The sequence below is a fragment of the Aulosira sp. FACHB-615 genome (assembly GCF_014698045.1).
Classification (GTDB): Bacteria; Cyanobacteriota; Cyanobacteriia; order Cyanobacteriales; family Nostocaceae; genus Nostoc_B.
The window spans coordinates 1-21,835 of the sequence record NZ_JACJSE010000024.1 but is presented as its reverse complement, the minus strand read 5'-3'; the positions used below and the strand labels follow the sequence as shown (position 1 = coordinate 21,835).

The 21,835-nt window shown below is 40.5% G+C and carries 19 protein-coding genes; 12 read left to right on the top strand and 7 right to left on the bottom strand.

Annotated features, from left to right (window positions below; genetic code table 11):
* Nucleotides 1-2 precede the first annotated feature (2 nt).
* Entirely contained in the window at nt 3-1,400 is a 1,398-nt protein-coding gene (locus tag H6G77_RS26495) for a nicotinate phosphoribosyltransferase (protein ID WP_190873142.1), read from the bottom strand.
* 409 nt (nt 1,401-1,809) lie between these two features.
* On the opposite strand from H6G77_RS26495, the gene H6G77_RS26490 reads away from it, so the two are divergent.
* The gene (locus tag H6G77_RS26490) at nt 1,810-1,962 is read left to right on the top strand and encodes a hypothetical protein (protein ID WP_190588123.1); all 153 of its coding nucleotides are present in this window, start codon (nt 1,810-1,812) and stop codon (nt 1,960-1,962) included.
* 192 nt (nt 1,963-2,154) lie between these two features.
* On the opposite strand, the gene H6G77_RS26485 is transcribed toward H6G77_RS26490, so the two are convergent.
* Nucleotides 2,155-3,144, bottom strand: coding sequence for a zinc-dependent alcohol dehydrogenase family protein (locus H6G77_RS26485; protein ID WP_190873141.1), 990 nt, complete (start codon nt 3,142-3,144; stop codon nt 2,155-2,157).
* Between the two features lie 291 nt (nt 3,145-3,435).
* On the opposite strand from H6G77_RS26485, the gene H6G77_RS26480 reads away from it, so the two are divergent.
* From H6G77_RS26480 to H6G77_RS26455, 6 genes are all read left to right on the top strand, one after another.
* The gene (locus tag H6G77_RS26480; protein WP_190873140.1) at nt 3,436-5,559 is read left to right on the top strand and encodes a M3 family metallopeptidase; all 2,124 of its coding nucleotides are present in this window, start codon (nt 3,436-3,438) and stop codon (nt 5,557-5,559) included.
* A gap of 281 nt (nt 5,560-5,840) precedes the next feature.
* On the top strand, nt 5,841-6,260 hold the full coding sequence (locus H6G77_RS26475; protein ID WP_190588119.1) for a photosystem I reaction center subunit II PsaD: 420 nt from the start codon (nt 5,841-5,843) through the stop codon (nt 6,258-6,260).
* Between the two features lie 129 nt (nt 6,261-6,389).
* On the top strand, nt 6,390-7,907 hold the full coding sequence (trpE, locus tag H6G77_RS26470) for an anthranilate synthase component I (protein WP_190873139.1): 1,518 nt from the start codon (nt 6,390-6,392) through the stop codon (nt 7,905-7,907).
* 52 nt (nt 7,908-7,959) lie between these two features.
* Nucleotides 7,960-8,580, top strand: a complete 621-nt coding sequence (locus tag H6G77_RS26465) for a Uma2 family endonuclease (RefSeq protein ID WP_190873138.1) — start codon at nt 7,960-7,962, stop codon at nt 8,578-8,580.
* A 75-nt stretch (nt 8,581-8,655) separates the two neighbouring features.
* On the top strand, nt 8,656-8,910 hold the full coding sequence (locus H6G77_RS26460; protein WP_199331657.1) for a transposase family protein: 255 nt from the start codon (nt 8,656-8,658) through the stop codon (nt 8,908-8,910).
* Nucleotides 8,911-9,518: 608 nt separating this feature from the next.
* On the top strand, nt 9,519-10,097 hold the full coding sequence (locus H6G77_RS26455; RefSeq protein ID WP_190873137.1) for a pentapeptide repeat-containing protein: 579 nt from the start codon (nt 9,519-9,521) through the stop codon (nt 10,095-10,097).
* Nucleotides 10,098-10,207: 110 nt separating this feature from the next.
* Here the strand turns inward: H6G77_RS26455 and H6G77_RS26450 are convergent, their stop codons facing one another.
* Both H6G77_RS26450 and H6G77_RS26445 read right to left on the bottom strand, forming a co-directional pair.
* The gene (locus tag H6G77_RS26450; protein WP_190873136.1) at nt 10,208-12,445 is read right to left on the bottom strand and encodes a Piwi domain-containing protein; all 2,238 of its coding nucleotides are present in this window, start codon (nt 12,443-12,445) and stop codon (nt 10,208-10,210) included.
* Entirely contained in the window at nt 12,442-13,257 is an 816-nt protein-coding gene (locus H6G77_RS26445; protein WP_190873135.1) for a PD-(D/E)XK nuclease family protein, read from the bottom strand. The genes H6G77_RS26450 and H6G77_RS26445 overlap by 4 nt, the downstream gene beginning before the upstream one ends.
* A gap of 110 nt (nt 13,258-13,367) precedes the next feature.
* Between H6G77_RS26445 and H6G77_RS26440 the strand changes: the two genes are divergently transcribed.
* Both H6G77_RS26440 and H6G77_RS26435 read left to right on the top strand, forming a co-directional pair.
* Nucleotides 13,368-13,724, top strand: a complete 357-nt coding sequence (locus tag H6G77_RS26440; protein WP_190873134.1) for a RodZ family helix-turn-helix domain-containing protein — start codon at nt 13,368-13,370, stop codon at nt 13,722-13,724.
* Nucleotides 13,721-14,371 carry an ImmA/IrrE family metallo-endopeptidase gene (locus H6G77_RS26435; protein ID WP_190873133.1) on the top strand — a complete coding sequence of 217 codons (651 nt, stop codon included), beginning with the start codon at nt 13,721-13,723 and terminating at the stop codon, nt 14,369-14,371. The genes H6G77_RS26440 and H6G77_RS26435 overlap by 4 nt, the downstream gene beginning before the upstream one ends.
* 285 nt (nt 14,372-14,656) lie before the next feature.
* Here H6G77_RS26435 and H6G77_RS26430 read toward each other — a convergent pair whose 3' ends face one another.
* Both H6G77_RS26430 and yidD read right to left on the bottom strand, forming a co-directional pair.
* Entirely contained in the window at nt 14,657-15,511 is an 855-nt protein-coding gene (locus H6G77_RS26430; protein WP_190873132.1) for a DUF4114 domain-containing protein, read from the bottom strand.
* Between the two features lie 345 nt (nt 15,512-15,856).
* Entirely contained in the window at nt 15,857-16,159 is a 303-nt protein-coding gene (yidD, locus tag H6G77_RS26425) for a membrane protein insertion efficiency factor YidD (RefSeq protein WP_190873131.1), read from the bottom strand.
* A gap of 62 nt (nt 16,160-16,221) precedes the next feature.
* Here yidD and H6G77_RS26420 point away from each other — a divergent pair, with 62 nt between their 5' ends.
* The 3 genes from H6G77_RS26420 (at nt 16,222) to H6G77_RS26410 (ending at nt 21,644) form a co-directional block, all read left to right on the top strand.
* The gene (locus tag H6G77_RS26420) at nt 16,222-16,926 is read left to right on the top strand and encodes a diacylglycerol/polyprenol kinase family protein (RefSeq protein WP_190873130.1); all 705 of its coding nucleotides are present in this window, start codon (nt 16,222-16,224) and stop codon (nt 16,924-16,926) included.
* Between the two features lie 632 nt (nt 16,927-17,558).
* Complete coding sequence (locus H6G77_RS26415) at nt 17,559-19,379, top strand: HlyD family efflux transporter periplasmic adaptor subunit (protein WP_313954525.1); 1,821 nt, start codon at nt 17,559-17,561, stop codon at nt 19,377-19,379.
* A 90-nt stretch (nt 19,380-19,469) separates the two neighbouring features.
* Nucleotides 19,470-21,644 (top strand): peptidase domain-containing ABC transporter, encoded by a 2,175-nt coding sequence (locus H6G77_RS26410; RefSeq protein ID WP_190873129.1) that lies wholly within the window; start codon nt 19,470-19,472, stop codon nt 21,642-21,644.
* Here H6G77_RS26410 and H6G77_RS35485 read toward each other — a convergent pair.
* A partial coding sequence (locus tag H6G77_RS35485; RefSeq protein ID WP_206758062.1) for a hypothetical protein occupies nt 21,641-21,835 on the bottom strand: 195 nt, incomplete at its 5' end. The two genes, H6G77_RS26410 and H6G77_RS35485, sit on opposite strands and share 4 nt — an antisense overlap.

The following is a 21,835-nucleotide window of genomic DNA, read 5'->3' as shown; positions in this document are numbered from 1 at the left end:
ATTTACCTCTGTGTCCTCTGCGTCTTGGCGGTTCGTTCCTTAGTCTTCTCAGTCAATTCCTGCAACTCTTCAGAAATATCCACCGGCAAAGCCACAGGGTTTGATATCTGCCTTGTTTGTTCTGGCAAACTAGCGACTGTTATCGCAGTCCGTTGGCGAATGTCTGCTAAAGTTTCTGGCAGTTGCACTCGTTCGCCTTGCTTCATGAATAATTGCAATAAAGGTGTTTCTGATTGCGGTGTTTCTGTGATTAACCCCAACCTATCAGCTTTTACCTTACCGCCAACAAATGACCGAAAAATCTGCTTGCGTCCGGGATAAGTCCCCTTACCACTGGACTGCTTCATGACGGGAACGCCATCAATTTCCACGAGTTTATAAACCCCGTTGACAGGCGTACCTGTTACCAGTCGTGTTCCCAAACCATAACCATCAATGACTGCCCCAGCCGCTTTGAGTCTGGTGATTTCCCATTCATCTAAATCACCACTGGCAACAATTGGCACATTTGGTAGTAGCGATCGCACTTGTTTTGACAAGCTTACCAAATCCCCAGAATCCAGTCTGACTCCTGATAATTCCATTTCCCCAGCATTGACTTTTGCTGCCAAATTTTCCGCCGCCGCGATGGTGTCGTAAGTATCAATTAACAAGGGCGCACCGGGAAAATAGCGATGAAATGCCGTAAAAGCTTCTGCTTCACTGCCTTCCATCGCTGACAACGCCATGACCAAGGCGTGAGCCATCGTACCACTTGGCTGCTGACCTAGTTGTAATGCTGCTAACACATTCGAGGTAGCATCTAATCCTCCCGCTAAGGCTGCCCGCGCTGCCCACAACGCTCCTTGGGGACTGAATGCCCGCCTTGTGCCGAACTCTAAAAGTTTGGCTTGTTCCCCGGCCACATCACGCAGACGGGCGGCTCTGGTGGCAATCAAAGTTTGATAATTGATGGTATTTAAGAGGTAAGTTTCTATTAGTTGGGCTTGCCACAGTGGCGCTTCAATTCGCAAAAATGGCTCGTTAGCAAATACGGCTGTGCCTTCGGGAACTGCCCAAACATCACCAGTAAATTTCGCTTTAGCCAATAACGACCAAAAGCTCTCGCTGGCGTGGGCGAAAATTCCCGTAGCCTGGAGTGCGGCAATTTGAGAATGATTAAAACTTAACTTTTCTAAATATGCCAGAACTTGCTCTAAACCCATTGCAATGAGATAGCCAAAATTTTCTGGCGATCGCCTCACAAATAACTCAAAACTAGCTTGTTTTTGTTCTAATCCTTCGCCAACATAACAAGCCGCCATTGTTAGCTGATAAAGGTCGGTGAACAAGCTGTAATCAGCCGCAGAGATTGTCAAGTCTTGGTGCTGGTAGCTGCCCAAGTCTGGGATAGTTGCCATGTAAGAGCGTCCTTACAAGAATGCTGCTTTTTATTATGGTAGATTTTACCATAAATAATGTCAACTCCTCCGTGACAAAGAGGCTATTGACTTCATTAAATCAACATACTCACCACAAAATAATTATATTTTATACAAATATTTAATCTTTTTTAATAGTTTATTCTTCGTAAACTAACTTTTATAAAACACTCATATTTCTCATACAAAAGAGCTTAATTGGGAGTTTTGTTATAATTGGAATTGCAGAGAAACTTTAAACTTTTTTGGCAACCTAAAGTATTGCAAAGCAATCTGAAAAACTATTGCATAAATTCTCAATATATTGAGAGTCTGAGCGATAAGAAAATATCGAATTAAAGTAGAAAGATAACTATCTAACTGACTCAAAAATAAGGAGTCTAAGAGTATGGCTATTTCCCAAATCATTGCTAGGATTACCGAGTATATCTCTGAAGCTGCAATGCGAATTTTTGGCCCTACAGATGATCAATATCCTAATACTGGGGTACAACCTTTTACGGGGGAACCTTATAAAAAAGGTATGAGTGATGTTTGGTAGAAGATGAAATATTTAGATATGAGTGAGGTCAAGGCTTAAGCCAAAAGCTTGAGCCTTTTTATTTGGTAGGGAGTGGGGAATGGGGAATGGGGAGTAGGGAGTAGGAAGAGGAAACGGGGCAAGGGGGAAATATAACAAATGACAAATGATAAATTACAGCCCTCACCAGTTATCTTAATTTCAACGACCTACTTAATAATCAATTACTAAAACTGCTGAACCTGTAATTTCGCCATTGCGAAGGGTGTTTAAAGCTTGATTTGCTTGGGTGAGAGGAAAAGCATTCACCTCTGTTTGAATCGGAACTTTGGGGGCTAAAGCGAGAAATTCTTCACCATCTTTGCGAGTTAAATTAGCCACAGAACGCAACATTCTTTCTTCCCAAAGAATTTCGTAAGGAAAAGAGGGAATATCGCTCATGTGAATACCAGCACAAACTACAATTCCACCTTTGGCGACTGCGCGTAAAGCTGCTGGAACTAATTTACCAACAGGCGCAAAAATTATCGCTGCATCTAAAGGTTCTGGTGGTAATGTATCAGAGTCACCCGCCCAATTTGCACCGAGTTGAAGAGCAAATTCCTGTCCGGTGATATCTCCAGAACGAGTAAAAGCGAAAATTTGCCGACCTTGATAGCGAGCTAATTGAATTAATATATGGGCAGATGAACCAAACCCATAAAAACCAATTTTTTTGGCATCGCCTGTCATACTGTAAGCGCGATAACCAATTAAGCCACCACATAATAAAGGTGCAGCTTGTAAATCACGAAAGCTAGAATCTAAGGCAAAGCAAAAGCGGTGATCAGCTACAGTATATTCTGCATAGCCTCCATCTAGGTTATAGCCAGTAAATTCAGCAAAATCGCAAAGATTTTCTCGTCCTGAACGACAATAACGACAGCGATCGCAAGTATGACCCAACCAAGGCACTCCCACCCGTTGACCGACATAAAATTTATCAACCTTTGCCCCCATTGCCTCGATAGTACCGACAATTTGATGTCCAGGTATTAAAGGTAATTTAGGATGAGTCAATTCTCCATCAACTATATGTAAATCTGTGCGACAAACTGCACAAGCATGAACCCGAATCAAAACTTGTTCCGCATTGGGTTGAGGTATTGGTAACTCAGCTAAACGTAGGGGTTGATGTGGTGCATCTAAAACCATTGCACGCATAATTAGGGGAGTGGGGATGAGTACTGACTATTGGTATAGCTTAGGATGAAAGGTTTTTCTTCTATCTTGGGAATAGATATGTACACCGCTAATGGTGAAGCCCCTACGCTCCAGACACGTCCCAACTTTGATTGCTTGTTTTCATAAATACCCAACTCCCAACTCCCCACTCCCCACTCCCTATTCCCTACCCCCTAATTCGGTTATTGCGGCATTCTGGCAACGCTAAAAATCGCAGCGATCGCTACATTAGAAGTATATTGAGATATTTATCAGCATTGATACAACGCTATGAGTGCAGCCACTATTCCCCAAAATCCCTTGTTAAAAGGAACTGGCTTACCGCCATTTACTGAGATTCAAGCAGAACAAGTAATTCCAGCCTTCCAGCAGTTATTAAAAGAACTGGATGAGGAACTGGCTACCTTAGAAGCTAACGCCCAGCCGACTTGGAGTGGTTTGGTTGAACCCTTAGAAAAACTCACCGAACGGCTGACTTGGAGTTGGGGTATAGTCAGTCATTTAATGGGAGTCAAGAATAGTCCCCAGCTGCGTGAAGCTTATGAAACTGTCCAACCCCAAGTGGTACAGTTCAGCAATAAACTTGGTCAAAGTCAAGTTATATACAACGCCTTTAAACAACTCCGGGCGAGTGATACCTGGGCAACCTTAGAAGCAGCCCAGCAACGTATTATCGAAACTGCCATCAGAGATGCGGAATTGTCTGGTGTGGGCTTGTCAGGCGAAGCCAGAGATCGGTTTAATGCCATTCAAATGGAGTTAGCAGAATTATCCACGAAATTCTCTAACCATGTATTAGATGCCACCAAAGGTTTTAGCTTAAACCTGACAACCAAAGCCGAAGTTGAGGGTTTACCCCAAAGTTCCCTCAGTTTAGCTGCCCAAGCTGCTCGTGCGGCTGGCGAAGAAAACGCCACCCCCGAAAATGGCCCTTGGCGCATTACTTTAGATTTCCCCAGCTACAGCCCGTTCATGCAGCACAGCACCCGCCGAGACTTACGGGAAAAATTGTATAAAGCATATATCACCCGCGCGGCTTCGGGCGAGTTAGATAATAACCCTTTAATTGTGCGGATTTTAGAGTTACGCCAAGAACTAGCCAATTTATTAGGCTACAAAAATTTTGCTGAGTTAAGCCTTGCTAGTAAAATGGCTCCCAATGTGGCAGCAGTCGAAGCACTGTTAGAAGAACTGCGGAGTGCCAGCTATGATGCTGCTGTTAAAGAGTTAGCCGAACTCAAAGCTTTTGCCGCCACCAAAGGCGCACCAGAAGCCGCAGATTTACAACACTGGGATATTAGCTTTTGGGCAGAACGTCAACGGGAAGCAAAATTCTCCTTTACCACGGAAGAATTACGTCCTTATTTCCCCTTACCGCAAGTTTTAGACGGTTTGTTTGGACTGGTGAAGCGGCTGTTTGGTGTTACCGTCACCCCTGCTGATGGACAAGCACCCGTTTGGCATCAAGATGTGAGATATTTCCAAATTGCTGACGAAACAGGTAAACCCGTCGCCTACTTTTACTTAGATCCTTACAGCCGTCCCGCCGAAAAACGCGGTGGTGCTTGGATGGATGTCTGCATTAACCGAGGCAAGATTAACGATAATGGAGCTACATCTGTGCGCTTGCCTGTAGCTTATTTAGTGTGTAACCAAACTCCGCCAGTTGATGGTAAGCCGAGTTTAATGACCTTTTATGAAGTAGAGACATTATTCCACGAATTTGGTCATGGCTTACATCACATGCTGACCAAAGTTGATTACAGCAGCGCCGCCGGGGTGAATAATGTCGAGTGGGATGCTGTGGAACTACCAAGCCAATTCATGGAAAACTGGTGTTATGAACGCCCGACTTTGTTTGGTATGGCGAAGCATTATGAAACTGGTGAACCATTACCAGAGCATTATTACCAAAAATTGTTAGCCGCACGTAACTATATGAGTGGGAGTGCGACACTGCGGCAAATTCACTTCAGCACTGTGGATATAGAATTACACGATCGCTATCTTCCTGGTGGTGATGAAACTCCCGCCCAAGTGCGCCAGCGCATAGCCAAAACTACCACAGTTTTACCACCCCTAGCTGAAGATTCTTTCTTGTGTGCCTTTGGGCATATCTTTGAAGGTGGTTATGCCGCCGGTTACTACAGCTATAAGTGGGCTGAAGTCCTGAGTGCAGATGCTTTCGCCGCTTTTGAAGAAGCTGGTTTAGACGATGAAACCGCCGTTCAAGCCACTGGTAGACGCTACCGTAATACTGTGTTGGCACTTGGCGGTAGTCAGCATCCAATGGAAATCTTCAAAGCCTTCCGGGGAAGGGAACCAAGTACAGTTTCGCTGTTGCGGCACAATGGGTTGCTTCAAGAAGCTCTCAACGAAGTTACTCAGCGTTAACAGGCGATCGCAGTTCTAGAATTAGTCAAGGAAACACTATCAACAAAATTCAATCAATCATGTAAAGTTTTGTATAGTCCAAATTTCAGTTTTTGGGCTATTTTCATTTTTTGTTGATGATCATTCACGGTTTTTTGGTAAAAAGTGAATTTGACAAATTGCAGGACTATAGATTATGGACTTTTGGCTTTAAACTAAAAACTGTTACAGACTATGACGCGATCGCAATATGATCGTGATGGCGGTGTTACGATGCCCTAAAAACCTTGAGAGAATGCTTTATGGCAGAAACACTTTCTGGAAAAACCCCACTGTTCGCCGGTAGTACTGGCGGTTTGCTCACCAAAGCAAAAGAGGAAGAAAAGTACGCTATCACTTGGACAAGCCCCAAGGCTCAGGTGTTTGAATTACCTACAGGTGGCGCAGCTACTATGCACCAAGGCGAAAACTTGCTTTACTTAGCTCGTAAAGAGTACGGCATTGCTTTGGGCGGTCAACTCCGTAAGTTCAAAATCACCGACTACAAAATTTATCGGATTTTGCCTAGCGGAGAAACCACCTTCATTCACCCAGCAGATGGTGTCTTCCCTGAAAAAGTTAACCAAGGCCGCGAAAAAGTACGCCACGTAGCTCGTAGGATTGGCGAAAATCCTGAGCCATCAAAACTGAAATTTAGTGGTACAGCTACCTACGATGCCTAGGGACTAGCAGGGACAGAGGAAGTATGAAGTATGTAGTGTAAAGTGTGAAATAAGTTTTTTCATCCTTTAGCCTTGATGCTTTTACCTCCTCAGTCCCTCATCCCTGATACTCAATCTCTGTAGTAACCTATGATTTTTCCCGATTTCTCTGATTTTTCTCAATTAGCTTCACAAGGTAACTTTGTCCCGGTGTATCAAGAATGGGTGGCTGATTTAGATACACCTGTCTCTGCATGGTACAAAGTTTGTGCTGGACAACCTTACAGCTTTTTGTTGGAATCAGTGGAAGGCGGTGAAAAAATCGGACGCTATAGTTTTGTAGGTTGTGATCCTTTGTGGGTGCTAGAAGCGAGAGGAGAGACAACCACCCAAACACACCGTGATGGTTCACAAGCTGTGTTTACTGGTGATCCTTTTACAGCTTTAGCCCAATGTCTTGAGCCTTATCAGCCAGTAAAACTACCCCAATTACCACCAGGAATTGGGGGATTATTTGGGTTTTGGGGTTATGAATTGATTCGTTGGATTGAACCGCGTGTTCCCGTCCATCCCCCAGATGAACGCAACATTCCCGATGGGTTATGGATGCAGGTAGACCAACTGTTAATTTTTGACCAGGTAAAGCGAAAAATTTGGGCGATCGCCTATGCTGATTTACGCGACCCGAATGTAGATTTACAAGCAGCTTATCAAAAAGCAGGCGATCGCGTGACTAATTTGGTCAGTAAGTTATCTCTACCACTGTCACCGCAAAAAACTATCCTGGAATGGACACCCCCAGGTAATCAGCCAGTAGAAAATAAAGAATTAGCATACACCAGCAACTTCACCAAAACCGAATTCTGCGCCAACGTCCAAAAGGCAAAAGAATATATCAAAGCAGGCGATATCTTCCAAGTTGTCATTTCCCAGCGACTCGCCACAGAATACACAGGCGACCCCTTTGCCCTTTACCGTTCGCTGCGCCAAATTAATCCTTCGCCTTACATGGCTTATTTTCACTTTCAGGACTGGCAAATTATTGGTTCCAGCCCCGAAGTCATGGTGAAAGCTGAACGTGACCCAGATGAGGGAATTATCGCCACAGTCCGTCCCATTGCGGGTACAAGGCCAAGGGGGAAAACCACCAAAGAAGACATCGCCTTTGCAGAAGACTTGCTGCAAGACCCCAAGGAAATTGCCGAACACGTTATGTTGGTTGACTTGGGGCGGAATGATTTAGGGCGAGTTTGCCAAAGCGGTAGCGTGAAAGTCGATGAATTGATGGTTGTTGAGCGTTACTCTCATGTGATGCACATTGTAAGTAATGTGGTAGGTAAATTAGCCAGCCATAAAAACGCTTGGGATTTAATGAAAGCTTGCTTCCCGGCGGGGACAGTTAGCGGCGCACCCAAAATTCGGGCGATGGAAATAATTAACGAACTAGAACCAAGTCGCCGGGGTGTTTATTCGGGTGTGTATGGCTATTACGATTTTGAAGGACAATTAAATAGTGCGATCGCAATTCGCACAATGGTAGTCAAAGATAACATTGTCAGTGTGCAAGCTGGTGCAGGTTTGGTCGCCGACTCTGAACCAGAAAAAGAATATGAGGAAACATTGAATAAAGCTAGAGGTTTACTCGTAGCTATTCGCTGTTTACATTGAACAGTCAAAGATACAAATTATTTTCTGGACATGCACCCACTGGGGACAAACTATGATTCAATCCTTAAATAAACTAGTCACCTTTGAAGATTTTGCAGCATGGCGACCCGAAGGGGGAAGATATGAATTACATGATGGAGTGATTGTAGAAATGGCACAACCGGTGGGAGACCATGAAGACGTTGTTGGTTTTATAGCCAGAAAACTAACAGTAGAATTTGACCGATTAAATTTACCTTATATAATCCCAAAAACTGCGCTTATTAAACCTGCTAACTTTGAATCGGGCTACTCCCCAGATGTGCTATTACTCAATCGCCCTAATTTAACGAATGAGCCTCTATGGAAAAAAGAATCAACTGTCATGCAAGCAGCATCAATTCCCTTAGTAGTTGAGGTAGTTAGTACTAACTGGGATGATGACTACTATACAAAACAGGGTAAGTATGAGGGTATTGGAATTCCTGAATACTGGATTGTTGACTATCTCGGTCTAGGCGCTAAAAAATTTACTGGCAATCCTAAACAGCCTACAATATCTATTTATCAATTAATTGATGGTGAATACCAAGTTACTCGATTTAGAGACGGCGATCGCATTATCTCACCTACTTTCCCAGAACTGCATTTAACCGCCGAACAAATTTTTCAAGCTGGAGGAATTTCTAGGTAGTCACGACAGAGCAATTAGGGTAAGAATTAGTTTGGAGTCAGCGAGTCTACAGCAAATGATACATTTAACTATTGGTTGCCACTCTTGAGAGAATTGTTGCCATCCAGTTTAATTGAACAAGTAAAAAAAAAGAATCTGACTTTTTCATCCAAACGAGTATTTGTTGAACACCGAATCCGTTCCGTCAAAATATTTCGAGTTGTTCAAGATAGATTTAGATTAAATACTCAAAAGTATGAACAAGTAATTTTGACAATTTGTGGACTAGTCAGATTGCGAATTGGAGCGTTAATATTGCCAACAACAATAGCTCCTTTTTCATCAGACTAAAATCAACGTATATAACTACATCTTTTTGCCTCGTTATTATCAAGAAATATCTCAAAGCCTTATTTTATCCTATAGACTAGTACAGGTCGGCGTAAATAAACAGACCATAAGAAATTGCGAAAAGGCTTATAGTATCGTTATTTTTTATTTTTACTTTTGCCTTGGTGTACTAGTAATGTGACCCATACACGATATGAATTTATCAGTGAGACGATTCCAGAGACATCCGAGGCAATCATTGATAGTCAAAGCATTAAGAGTGAGGCAGATGGTACAGGAAGCAGTAGGCTTTGATGCTGGTAAACAAAATCACAGGATGTAAGCGATTCGTGACAGTTGACATAGCAAAATGCTGAGTTAGAAACCAGTTGGTGAGAGGTTTTAAGTAATTAAAACAGTCCTAACCTATTTGGCTACTGCCATACATTGATTTTTACCTCGTCCAACATCAACAAATAGCTGAGAAGATATTGCGGTTTTGTAACGTTTTTGTTATATTTCTTTACATAAAGGATATATAAAATCAAGAAAATGCACCCAAAAATATTGGGGTGCAGTACTTGAGCTATGTTGATTCACCAAAATTAGAGATTTTGAAGGCATGCTGTATGGACACTGATGAACTTCTCAGGCGCTATCAGGCAGGAGAGAGAAATTTCACACAGGTTTGCCTGCATTCAGTGAATCTGAGTGAAGTATGTTTAGCTGGGATTAACTTAGGTAGCGCCAGCTTAGTAAACGTTACTTTATCTCATTCCAATTTAAGTGGTGCCAACCTCATAGAAGCAAACTTGGCATTATCTTGTCTTTGGCGAACTAACTTTAGTGGTGCCAAATTAATTTGGACAAACCTTAAAGCTGCTAACTTAATTCGTGCCAACCTGAGTAACGTAGACTTACACAAAGCATCTCTACAGAAATCAGACCTACGTTTAGCTAATTTACACAATGCTGACCTCAGTGGTGCAGATTTAAGCGGTGCAGATTTGAGTTACGCCAACCTCTGTGGTGCTAACTTAGCAGGAGCCAATCTTCACGGTGCAAACCTCACAGGAGCTAACTTGAGCAAAGCCGACTTGAGTTATGCTGATCTCCATAAAACCATCTTGTACAAAGCCGATCTCAGTGATGTTGATTTGTCACAAGTTAACTTGAAAAAAGTTGAGTTGGATGAAATTTTTGTTTGACGTTGCTAATTGATAGAATGACTTTTGTCTCATACAAATATGCAAAGGCAAAAAGCCCTTGCATTTACCCTAGTCAAAAATCCCATTCATACCGCAACTATAAACTGAGACTATAACCAAAACTGGCGATCGCCTTCCATCCGACTAGGACGAATACCTTGCAAACGCAAATAAGCCATACGATCAGATCCATATAACGGCATCGGTAAACGAGGCTCTTTTAAAGCTCCATGATGCAACAAAGTTAGTTTAAGAGTAATTTCTAGAACACTTTCAATTGATATTTGATGTCCTTTTTCATGGATTGTTAAACGTATGGGGCGAGCCAAACCAACTTTATCAGGCACTTTAGTTGTAACTAAAATCGCTTCACGAGTTGACAAACGAAGCCCTAAACCTTGTGAGGGTGCTTTCACATTTTTCTGCCTTAAGTTATACAGTCTAGGAACCCCAGACTTCTTGCATTCAACCAAAATAAACCTAGCTCCTATTGCTTTAGCTCTATCTACCAAATAATCAGCTTCATTGCCAACAAAGGAGCCATCACGGTAAATTAAAACAGTTTTGTTGGCTAACTCAGCAGCAGGTAATAATCTCTCTAATAACTTAGGTGGTATTTCTTCGCCATCAATTAAATCATCTTCCAATTGGTAACGTATAAACTCACCCTGTTTGCCATAGAGACGTATACTAGCACAAGCATTTCTTGTTCCTGCCTGCCTTTTTTTTGAAACTCTTGAAATATCTAAGCCAATAAAATAATCAGCATCTTCTAACTGTTCAGCTAGAATGAAAGGTAAATTTCCCAACTTTGCCAAAATTCCTGGAATTACCTGATTCAAGATATACTTATAATTTCCAGGATTACTCAAAGTATCTTCATAAATCATCTGACTAGCAATTTGGCGACGAAGTAACAAAGAATAGATTTGATGGTAAAAGCTTCCCTCATCTGTATCATCATCACGACGATCGCTTTTAGGTAAAAACGCCAAAACAATATCGTGTGGTATCTCAACTAATTCATTAACTGTTTTCTCAACTAATTCATTAACTGTTTTCTCAACTTCTACTCTTGCCTCAGTCTTAGTAAAGTTACTGAGTGACAAAGCTTGCTTAGTAATAATTTCGCTTTTAAATCCATAAAGCTCCAGACGCTTTTTAAGTAAATCCAGAAATGGATTCACTGTTGAATCACAAAGTTTTAGCGCCGCAATTTGAATTACTTTCGATTTATCTTTATAATCAGGATGACGGCGATAAACTCCACCTTTTGTAAGACCATTTAGAACATCACTTCTTTTAGTTTTGAAGTTATTACCAAAAAGTAGAGTAGTTTCCTCTATGGGAGATTGAGGTTGCCAAAATAAATTTGTATGTTCAATGCTATTGATACTACGTTCTAGTTGAATTCCATAAGCAGTTAAAGCATCTCCGGCTATTTTTTTATAGGATGCTAAGAGGCTTGTTCTGTCTTGATGGGAAATTTTAGTAGCTTTCAGTAGCTTTCCGTATTCAACTTCAAATTGATCTGCCGTGGCAGATGTAACGCAGGGACGTAAAGCTGCCATAGCATAGTGAAACTGTTTTGTATCTTTACCGAACTGTACAGCAACAACAGGCTGTTCGTCTGGGGCATCTCTTAATGCTTGTTTACTGGTTGAACCAGTAGCTTTTGCTAATAGTTCATCTCTATGTTCTTCGATAGTTCCAACAATACCCACAATTGTCGCGTTACTACCTCGTTCAATTTCTTGAACTTTTAAACCAATTAAAAGCTTTTCTGAGTTTTGCTTTTGAGGATGTGTTTCGTAAAAATTAGCTAAATTATCACGAAACACAATGCTGCTACATACCGTCAAACTAAGAGCGGGCTGTAACTCACCTTGTAATTCAATAATTTCCGTCCAAAAGTCTGCTTCTCTTCTAACTAGCACTCCATTATCGGACAGAACAACTGGAGAATCAAATTTAGTTTTATTCAAAACTTGGATAGCTAACAGAGAATAAATAAAAGGTGTGGCTTGAGGCTGACGTACTGATTGAAAGCCGAATAAGCGTTCATTAAAATCTTCTACTTCATTTTGAATACTTTTCAGTGCTTCTTGTAATTCTTCTTTGCTAGGTAATTCTTTATGCTGTGCTACCAAAACCCAAAAATAAGGTTTGTACCATATAACAACAGTCTCTTGGAATTTTCGACTAAAATGATAACTCAATCGATTACCATCTTTTTTATCAATTTCCGGTGTGAGTCGAAAACACATTAATTTAAGCTGTGAAGTTTTAATTGGAAAAACTTCGCTAAAAGAGGTATCAAGCTGGGAAGGAGCAACGGCAACAGTCATGCAGAAACCTCACATGGATGAAATTTACAAATCGATGTGAATTGACAATTACGACAAGGAATTCCAGGGTTAGCGGGGAATATTTCCGCAAATGCAGATGGATTTTGCTTATAACGACGTAATTCTTTTTGATGTTCTTGGGCTATTTCGGCTAATTTAGATTGAATCGCCTTCAGTTGATTAGCTGTAGCAGTAATTGGCTCAGACCACTTATTGGTTTCCAAATTATAAAATGAGGCAACAGCTTTTTGCCCTGGGTACATATAAGAAGCTGCCAAAAGATAAACAAATGCTTGTCGCCTATCAAAATTAGATGTGCCTGTTTTGAAATCTAAAATGTGTAGTCTGCCATCTGATTCAATAAAAATGCAGTCAATAGCTACAAACAAATTAAACAAATAGTTACCTTGCTGAATCAAAATTGGTTCTGGAATTCCCTCGTCACCTCTGCTAAGTTTAAGGATGTTCTTTCCAGAGAGCATGGGTTTCTCGTAGTAGTTTGTCAAAATTTTAATAATTCGTTGCTTAATTTCTACAGGCTCTTGGTTTAATTTCAGCTTCTCTGCTACTATTGCTACACTATTTGACTGTGTCAATAGTTGAGTATTTTGGTGAAATTCGTAAATACCTTTCTGTGCCTGTAACCCGATATGTTGAGGAAGAGTATCTTGATCCAACAGTGCTTTAACTAAAGATTCTTTTTTTCGCGCTCTAGAAAAACCTCGTTTCATATCACAGTGCAAATATTCTTGTCCAACAGATGAAGCAAACTGTGACCAAATGTTAAAACTTACATACGGTCGCCAAATCATAAATTTGAATCCTAATAATGCTAGTTGATTTTTTATTCAACTACACACTAACGTGAATTGATTTTTTAGTCAACACTCTGTTATGATGTTTAGTTAAGTAGGAAAAAAGAGTGAATCAGAGTTTTGGTCAGCTTATTCGTGAAGCCCGCAAAGAGAAGGGATTTAGTCAGCGTGAGCTAGCAAAACTAATCAAGCTAGATTTCACTTATTTGTCTAAATTGGAGAATGATCGCGCGGACTATCCTCCAAAAGAAGATGTCATCCGTTCTCTGGCACGGCATCTAGATTTAAATGAGGAAGAGTTAATTTTTTCTGCTGGTCGGATTCCTCAACGTGATGAGGATTTTATCAAGCAACATTACAAGGCTATGCCTGCTTTATTCCGCCGAATGCAGGAGAATCCTGATTTTGCTAAAAGAATCTTTCAAGAAGCTACACAACCAGAAAATGAGGAGAACCAAGGTTGAGTATCATTAAGCGGTATCGCTATATTCCTGATAGCGAAATTGAGTCTAGGGCTAATAATATTCTCAAACGTATGCAGGAAACACCTAAATATATTCCCAAGTGGCCTTTAGATGCAACTCGTGTAGCAGAGTTTTTAGGGTTGGATGTTGTTTGGGATAAGATACCGCCTGATGCTGAAGGAGAAATAGCAGCTAGGATTTTGCCATTGGAACATCTCATTGAAATCAATGAAGATATTTTGGAACTCCCTAAAGGTTTTGAAGAATCAACACTAGCTCATGAACTCGGACACTGGGAACTACATATTGATCAAAAAGCAGCTGGTCAGTTTGAAGAACGTATAAAACAAGGTGATGACATAGATATGCAGCCTTTTTTGTGTCGTGCTGTCAGTGGACAACTACAAAAGATGGAGTGGCAAGCTCAACGTTTTGCTAGTTATTTGCTAATGCCTCGTTATGTTTTAGAACAAATGGCAGCAGAACGTGATTTAACAAAATGGTCTCATCTTTATGCAATGCAAAAGGATTTGGGTGTAACAATAACTAATTTGAAAGTTCGTTTAATACAGCTAAATTGGATTATTCTGCCTCCAGGTGACAGCACAATTTATTTAGGTAAAGCTGCGCCTATTCGTAAAAAATAAAGCCAGAATACAATGCGATCGCTTTCTCTTACCGATTAAGCGATCGCTTGGATTGTATACTGGCAGATACGAAAATATTTGAAAAAGTACGCAAAAAATTCAGTATCTTTTGATAGCTTAGAACAAAAAGGTTATTGACTGACCCTGAAACGGTAGTGAAATTGTCAACTTGTAAATCGATATTGATAGATGCGCCCTTGATATGGGCATCAAGTTATTGGCTTATACCGATTGGAAAAATGATTGTGAAGAATTGAAGTTCCTTTTGACTTTCGCGTAGCGGTACTAGCTATTAGCTTTTTTCAGAGAACGGCGACGAGTTTTGAGTACACCAATTGCACCGATACCAACTAAGGCTAAGGTTGCGGAAGGTTCTGGAACACTAACACCTGTTAATGCAGCAGCATTTTTAGAACCAATGTCTACGGCAAAAACGACATCATTATAATCTTTATCGCCACCGCCCCATAAATCTTCATAACCCAAAACTAAGAAGTTTTTGTACACATAAGTCATTACGTGTTGCAAACCATCTGGGTTAGTAGCTTCATTTAAGCCAAATACACCTTTAACAGTTTGCCCTTGTTGGTTTTTGCCGGAGATACCACCATTGATGTCATTAGAATGCAATAAGAAATCAAGTGTAGTACCAGCTTGGAATTTACCTAAACTAACCCAGTCACCAACATTTAATGGACTGTCTTGTTGGGTTTTATTAGCTAAAGCATCGTTAGGATTTGCACAAAACTCTTTAAAATTTTGAAAGGCACTGTCTTTGGTACTACAAGATGTATCGCCAAAGATTTTTCCTGTGGTGACAGTATTACCAGAAGTTGCTTTAAAATCTAAACGGTTGCGATAACCACCAGCAGTTTCACCAATAAAGAATACTTTAGTGTCGTGAGCATATTTCAGTGTCAGTTGAGATAAATCAACTTTATGCGCTCCAATTGTCTCAGGTGCTAAGTAACGAGATTCTTTACCCACGAAATCTTTAAAGTCTTGGATATTATCTTTAAAATCAGCCTGGGCTTCATTTCTGCTTTGGATGTTAACCGCATTTGCAGGTGTAGCAGATACCCACAAACCAGTTACTAAAGTTGTTGCAGCGAGTAATTTAGTGAACAATGAACTTTTCATAGCTTGCCTTTTTGAAATCATGAATCCATTTGTAAAAGATTAGCCATGAATGCGTCCAGTTTATTTGAGGAACTTGTTCGATTTTTTATATTGAAAGCATTTAATAAAAACTAATTACAAAACTTATGTATATACACTGGAAATCCAATTATCAACCTTAATTATTGCAAGTGATTTTTAAAGGAATAATTACTGAACAAATACGAAAGTAAAAGTACGCAAATGCAATGTTTATTCATCCGCAAGCATTGATAAATCAAGCTAGTTTCTACTTTTTTCCTCACCAGGCAATTTACTACTTTAGTGGGAAAGCTGTAGAGATTGCGGATGAAAGCAAAAGGTTTTTTAGTGATTTCGCGGTTCTGGTTGAGTTTCATTTTCAGACTTCAATTGAGTGTGACCACAACAATCTTGCTGTTTTGTGTTGGATGGTGCAATTTCTGGTACTGGGTCATAACCGCCAGGATGAAATGGATGACAACGCAAGATGCGGCGAGTAGCCATCCAACCACCGCGCACTACTCCAAACCTCTCAATTGCTTGAATGGCATACATAGAACAAGTTGGCTGAAAGCGACAAGTAGGGGGAAACAACGGCGAGATAAACATTCTGTAACCCCGAATTAACCAAATAAATAATATTTTCATTCCTGCTGCCCAAATCTTATAAATTAGAAACAAGGGTAAAAACTGTCTAGTGTGTAAGATCCTTGTTAACTCTGATTCCTGCTTTAACGTCAATTCCAACTTTGTGGCTGCAAATTACCATAGTTGCAGTTTGGGTGTTGCTTATCCTCCTAGTTTCATGGGTGGTAAGTCGCTTTACTGATGATTCAGAAATAGTTAGAAAAATCGTGCATATTGGCACTGGTAATGTGATTTTACTGGCTTGGTGGCTAGATATTCCGGCGAGTGTAGGCATTACAGCTTCGATTGTAGCGAGTATTGTGACCTTGTTATCTTATCGATTGCCAATTCTGCCGGGGATTAACAGTGTGGGTCGCCAAAGTTTAGGAACGTTTTTTTATGCTGTGAGTTTTGGCATTTTAGTTGGGTGCTTCTGGTATTTGCAACAACCCCAATACGCTGCAATTGGCATTATGGTAATGACTTGGGGAGATGGTTTAGCAGCGTTGGTTGGTCAACGTTTTGGTCAACATAAGTATAAAGTTTTTGGAGCCAGTAAAAGCTGGGAAGGCTCTTTAACAATGACCTTAGTCAGCTACATTGTGAGTAGTTTGATTTTGCTGGGTGTGCAGGGAAATATCTGGCAGATTTGGGTGGTATCATTGGCTGTGGCGATCGCCGCTACTGGTTTAGAAGCTATTTCCTTTTTGGGTGTTGATAATTTAACCGTCCCTTTAGGTAGTGCTGGTCTAGCTTTTGTATTAATGCAACTGTTATTAGCTAACTAAACTTTATTAGCTAAAAAAATAGAATTATTCCGCAAGATTCACTATTGTTACTCGGAGAATACTAGGATATCTGGAACACATAAAAGATTTTTTTATATCTGCTGCTAGTAGTAAAACTAAAGTTGTGATTTCTATCTGTAGATTTATGATTTCCTGACAAACAGTGCTTATAGTTGGGTACTTAGGTGGTCAATCCACCAGACTTAAGTGAGGCTAACAATCATGTCACATCCAAACTCCTTACTTTTGTCAATTATTTTGACCAAATTAAGAAGAGGGGAGAGGAGATAGTTATTACTCGCTCAACGTAAGTGAGGTCTTTGAGGGAGTCGAGTCTTCTCCTCTGTTTTCTCTCTGTGTTGCCAACGTTAGAGATATGAGAAAAGTTATAGTTGTGCTTGCTTGTCACACACTTTTCTCGTCCCCCATAACTAATTATAAAAGATTATTGGGGATGATGTTTTCTGTCTTTGAGAAAGGTAATTAATAAAATAATGGCTCAAAGCGATCGCCTAAGAGGCAAACTCTACAATTTGCTTGGTATTTCGCTAGTTTTGTCAGGCAAAATCCCAGTTATTTTGTCTAACTTTTGATAGTTATACATATAAATTTCTCAAATAAGGTGCAGTACAGTGAATTTCTTACGCGCTCAGGAAAACTATGCTGATAATAGTTTTAATGACCTGAATCCAGAACAACTCCCTGTATTTGATGTCAATGAATTTCTTCCCAGCATTGGTAAATGGATTGGTGTTGCTGGGAGTGTAATGATTAGTATTTTTGTGCTGGGAGTAACTTTATCTGCGATTCTCAAATACAATGTCACAGTTAAAGTTCCGGCAACAATTCGACCTTTAGGGGAACTTAAAGTTGTGGAGTCGGCGATTACTGGAACTGTGGAGAAAATTGAGGCGAAAGATAATCAAATAATCAAACAAGGACAAGCGATCGCCTACCTGGATGATGGACGGCTTCAGAATCAAAAAAGTCAGCTACAAAATACAATTAAAAAAAGTAAATTACAACTCAGTCAAATTGATGCACAACTAAGTCAAATTAATATGCAACTGGCGGCGCAAACTGAATTAATGAACCAGACGATTTTAGCGGCGCAAGCAGATTTAAGTGGGACTGAACGCAACTATCAAGACCAGCGAATTAAAGCTTTAGCGGAAATGACGCAAGCAGAATCAACATTAACGATCGCAAAATTACAAAAAGACAGATTACGGCGCGAAAAACTGCTAACTACGACTGTACAAGAAACCGAAGCCGCCTTGACATTAGCCAGAGTACAACGCGATCGCTTGCAGCGCGAAAAATTATTCCAATCAACTGTGCAGGAAGCAGAAACCGCCTTGAATATAGCGCAAAAACAAAAAGATAGATTATTACAAGAGCAACTTTTAACAATTACTGTGCAAGAAGCCGAAGCCGCTTTGCAAATGGCCAAGTTACAACGCGATCGCCTACAACCAATAGTCGCACTAGGAGCCGTTTCACTCAATTTATTTGAGGAAAAAATTCAAGCCGTCAAATCTGCGGAAGCTAGGTTAGCAGAAGCCAAAGCCAATACGAAAAATCTTGTGGAAGAAAAAGAACAAGCGGTGATTTCGGCAAAAGCGAAACTCGCACAAGCTCAAGAAAACGCGAAAAATAGCCTAGAAGAAAAACAATTGGCAGTCAAAGCAGCCGAAACTAAGTTAGAACAAGCCAAAGCCAATGCTAAAAATAGTTTAGAAGAAAAAGCCCAAGCCCTCACAGTTGCCCAAACAAACTTAATCAAGGCGAAAACTGCTATTAATCCGACGGATTCGCCTGTAGCTGTTGCACTTGCACGCATTCAGCAAGAACAGGCGAAGAAACAAGCAGATTTAGCGGCGTTGAAAAAAGAAAGAGAAACTTTACTCCAGCAGCGCCTAGAATTTCAAAAGCAAGTAGACACGACGCAAAAAGAACTGCAACAAACCGAAAATGATTTAAATAAAACGGTGATTCGCGCACCGAGTGATGGAATTTTGTTGCAATTTAATTTACGCAACCCTGGACAAGTTGTGCAACCCAGTGAAGCGATCGCGCAGATTGCACCTTTAGATGCAACATTACAAATCAAAGCCAGAGTTCCCGCGCAAGATATCGATAAGGTAAAACCAAATCAACAAGTACAGATGCAGGTTTCGGCTTGTCCTTATCCAGATTACGGCACACTCAAGGGTACTGTGACCACAGTTGCACCCGACGCTTTAGCTGTGGAGAAAAACGCTACATTACCGACTGTGCAACCACCACCAGCTTATGAAGTGACAATTGTACCGCAAACTTTATCTGTTGGTAGAGGCGATCGCCAGTGTCATCTCAAACCAGGAATGGAAGGACGCGCCGATATTATTTCTCGCCAAGAAACTGTTATGCAGTTCATTCTGCGAAAAGCCAGATTAATTGCAGATATTTGAGAGAAGTCTGAAGTGTGAAGTCTGAAGTCTGAAAGGAAAGAAAAATACTACTCCCCACTCTCCACTCCCAACTCCCCATTTTTAACAATCATGTTTGGTCTATTCAAATTTAAACACCAAAAAAAATACGAGTGTGTTTTACAATCCAGTGAAGAAGATTGTGGCGCTGCTTGTTTAGTTTCTATTTGCAAACATTACGGACGCTTCTTGAGTATGAGTAAAAGCCGAGAAGCGGTAGGAACTGGACAGTTAGGCACAACTTTACTGGGATTAAAACGCGGTTCTGAGACGTTGGGATTTAATGCTAGAGCCGTCAAAGCCGCACCAGCAATTATGGATAGAATTACAGAAATCCATTTACCCGCCATTATTCATTGGCATGGTTATCACTGGGTTGTGCTGTACGGTAAGCGAGGGAAAAAGTATGTAATTGCTGATCCGGCTACAGGCTTACGTTATATTAGCCGCGAAGAATTAGCTATTGCTTGGAATGGGGTGATGCTCTTACTAGAGCCTGATTTGACGCGGTTTTTTGTGCAGTTTCAAGAAGAACCAAAGCAGGGTTTTGGTAGGTTTTTTCAGCGTGTATTGCCTTATCGAAATTTATTAAGTCAGGTATTACTCATTAATATTGTTTTAGGTGTGTTGGCGCTTGGTAGTCCGGTTTTACTACAACTTTTAACAGATGATGTTTTAGTGAGAGGAGATACTCAATTACTAGTTGTAATTATCTCAGCCGTTGTGATTACCAGCTTATTTAGTAGTAGTTTGCAGGCTGTACAGTCAATGATGATTGCTCATTTTGGTCAACGCTTGCAATTAGGATTGGTAATGGAATTTGCTCGAAAAATTCTTCAGTTACCTTTGAGTTATTATGAATCGCGCCGCAGTGGGGAAATTTCTAGTCGATTGCGCGATATTGATGAAATTAATCAGTTAGTATCGCAAATCGTCATTTTATTACCCAGTCAGTTTTTTATTGCAGTAATTTCTTTCAGCATCATGCTGTTTTATAGTTGGACTCTCACATTGGCAGTTATCGTAGTTGCTTTATTAATGACTGTATCTACTTTACCTTTTTTGCCAATTCTTCAGCAAAAAACTCGCAGTTTGTTGGTTTTGGGGGCAGAAAATCAAGGTGTGTTAGTAGAAACATTTAAAGGCGCACAGGTAATTAAAACGACGAATGCTGCTCCTCAATTTTGGGATGAATTTCAAAGCCGTTTTGGTCGGTTGGCGCATTTAACTTTCAGCACTATTCAAATTGGGATTATTAACGGAACTGTTGCGAGATTAATTTCTACTATTGGTGGAGTAGTTTTATTAGGTTTGGGTAGTATTTTAGTGATTCAAGGACAGTTAAGTATTGGTCAAATATTGGCTTTTAATGTTTTACAAGTCAATGTTTTAAATTTAATTAACTCTTTGGTTGGGTTTGGCGATGAATATTTCCGATCGCAAACTGCTGTCTCGCGGCTTTTAGAAGTAATTGAAGCAACACCAGAAGTCATTGGTGGCAGTCAAAAACCAACTGTGCAAATCCCGGCTGATGCTGATATTCGGTTTTCTCAAGTCACTTTTCATCATGCGGGGAGAGTGGATTTATTAGAAGAATTTTCGTTAAAACTTCCTGGTGGTAATGTGATTGCTTTAATTGGTAAATCAGGTTGTGGAAAAAGTTCTTTAGCAAAACTCATTGCAGGTTTGTATGAGTTAAATTCAGGAAATATCCGCATTGGTTTTTATAACATTCAAGATATTGCACTGGATTGTTTACGTCAACAAGTAGTTTATGTACCCCAAGAACCACATTTTTGGAGTCGTTCAATTGTGGATAATTTTCGCTTAGGGACTCCCTATATTTCCTTTGAGGAAATTGTCAAAGCTTGCCAGATTGCGGATGCAGATAATTTTATTAGTCAATTACCGAATAATTATCAAACTGTATTAGGAGAATTTGGTGCGAATCTTTCTGGGGGACAACGCCAAAGATTAGCGATCGCTAGAGGTATTCTCACCAATCCACCTATACTAATCTTAGACGAAGCTACAGCCGGACTTGACCCTGTAAGCGAAGCACAAGTGTTAGATCAGTTGTTAGCATACCGCCAAGGTAAAACCACAATTTTGATTACTCATCGTCCTAGTGTTGTTCATCGTGCTGACTGGATTGTGATGTTAGATAAAGGTCAAGTGCAGTTACAAGGAACGCTTGAAACATTTCTCTCGCAACAAGGAGAACATTTGAAGTTTTTATCTTTTTAATACAAAGTTGCAATCAAAGATAGTAATTTGGGCAGGGGGTAGGAAGTAGGGAGTAAGAATACTATTTCTGAACGCAACTTAGCTTGAGCAGCAAGAAGCCTCACACTTACCGCGATAGCGGAAGTGTTGAGATGAATTGCGCGTGAGTTGACGACAGTTCTGCGACCAAATTCTTCCGCAGGAAGAACAGG

What these genes read in the sequence shown, in the direction of transcription:
- H6G77_RS26495 (WP_190873142.1), bottom strand. Translation starts at nt 1,400, where the DNA reads ATGGCAACTATCCCAGACTTGGGCAGCTACCAGCACCAAGACTTGACA.
- H6G77_RS26490 (WP_190588123.1), top strand. Translation starts at nt 1,810, where the DNA reads ATGGCTATTTCCCAAATCATTGCTAGGATTACCGAGTATATCTCTGAA.
- H6G77_RS26485 (WP_190873141.1), bottom strand. Translation starts at nt 3,144, where the DNA reads ATGCGTGCAATGGTTTTAGATGCACCACATCAACCCCTACGTTTAGCT.
- H6G77_RS26480 (WP_190873140.1), top strand. Translation starts at nt 3,436, where the DNA reads ATGAGTGCAGCCACTATTCCCCAAAATCCCTTGTTAAAAGGAACTGGC.
- H6G77_RS26475 (WP_190588119.1), top strand. Translation starts at nt 5,841, where the DNA reads ATGGCAGAAACACTTTCTGGAAAAACCCCACTGTTCGCCGGTAGTACT.
- trpE (WP_190873139.1), top strand. Translation starts at nt 6,390, where the DNA reads ATGATTTTTCCCGATTTCTCTGATTTTTCTCAATTAGCTTCACAAGGT.
- H6G77_RS26465 (WP_190873138.1), top strand. Translation starts at nt 7,960, where the DNA reads ATGATTCAATCCTTAAATAAACTAGTCACCTTTGAAGATTTTGCAGCA.
- H6G77_RS26455 (WP_190873137.1), top strand. Translation starts at nt 9,519, where the DNA reads ATGGACACTGATGAACTTCTCAGGCGCTATCAGGCAGGAGAGAGAAAT.
- H6G77_RS26450 (WP_190873136.1), bottom strand. Translation starts at nt 12,445, where the DNA reads ATGACTGTTGCCGTTGCTCCTTCCCAGCTTGATACCTCTTTTAGCGAA.
- H6G77_RS26445 (WP_190873135.1), bottom strand. Translation starts at nt 13,257, where the DNA reads ATGATTTGGCGACCGTATGTAAGTTTTAACATTTGGTCACAGTTTGCT.
- H6G77_RS26430 (WP_190873132.1), bottom strand. Translation starts at nt 15,511, where the DNA reads ATGAAAAGTTCATTGTTCACTAAATTACTCGCTGCAACAACTTTAGTA.
- yidD (WP_190873131.1), bottom strand. Translation starts at nt 16,159, where the DNA reads ATGAAAATATTATTTATTTGGTTAATTCGGGGTTACAGAATGTTTATC.
- H6G77_RS26410 (WP_190873129.1), top strand. Translation starts at nt 19,470, where the DNA reads ATGTTTGGTCTATTCAAATTTAAACACCAAAAAAAATACGAGTGTGTT.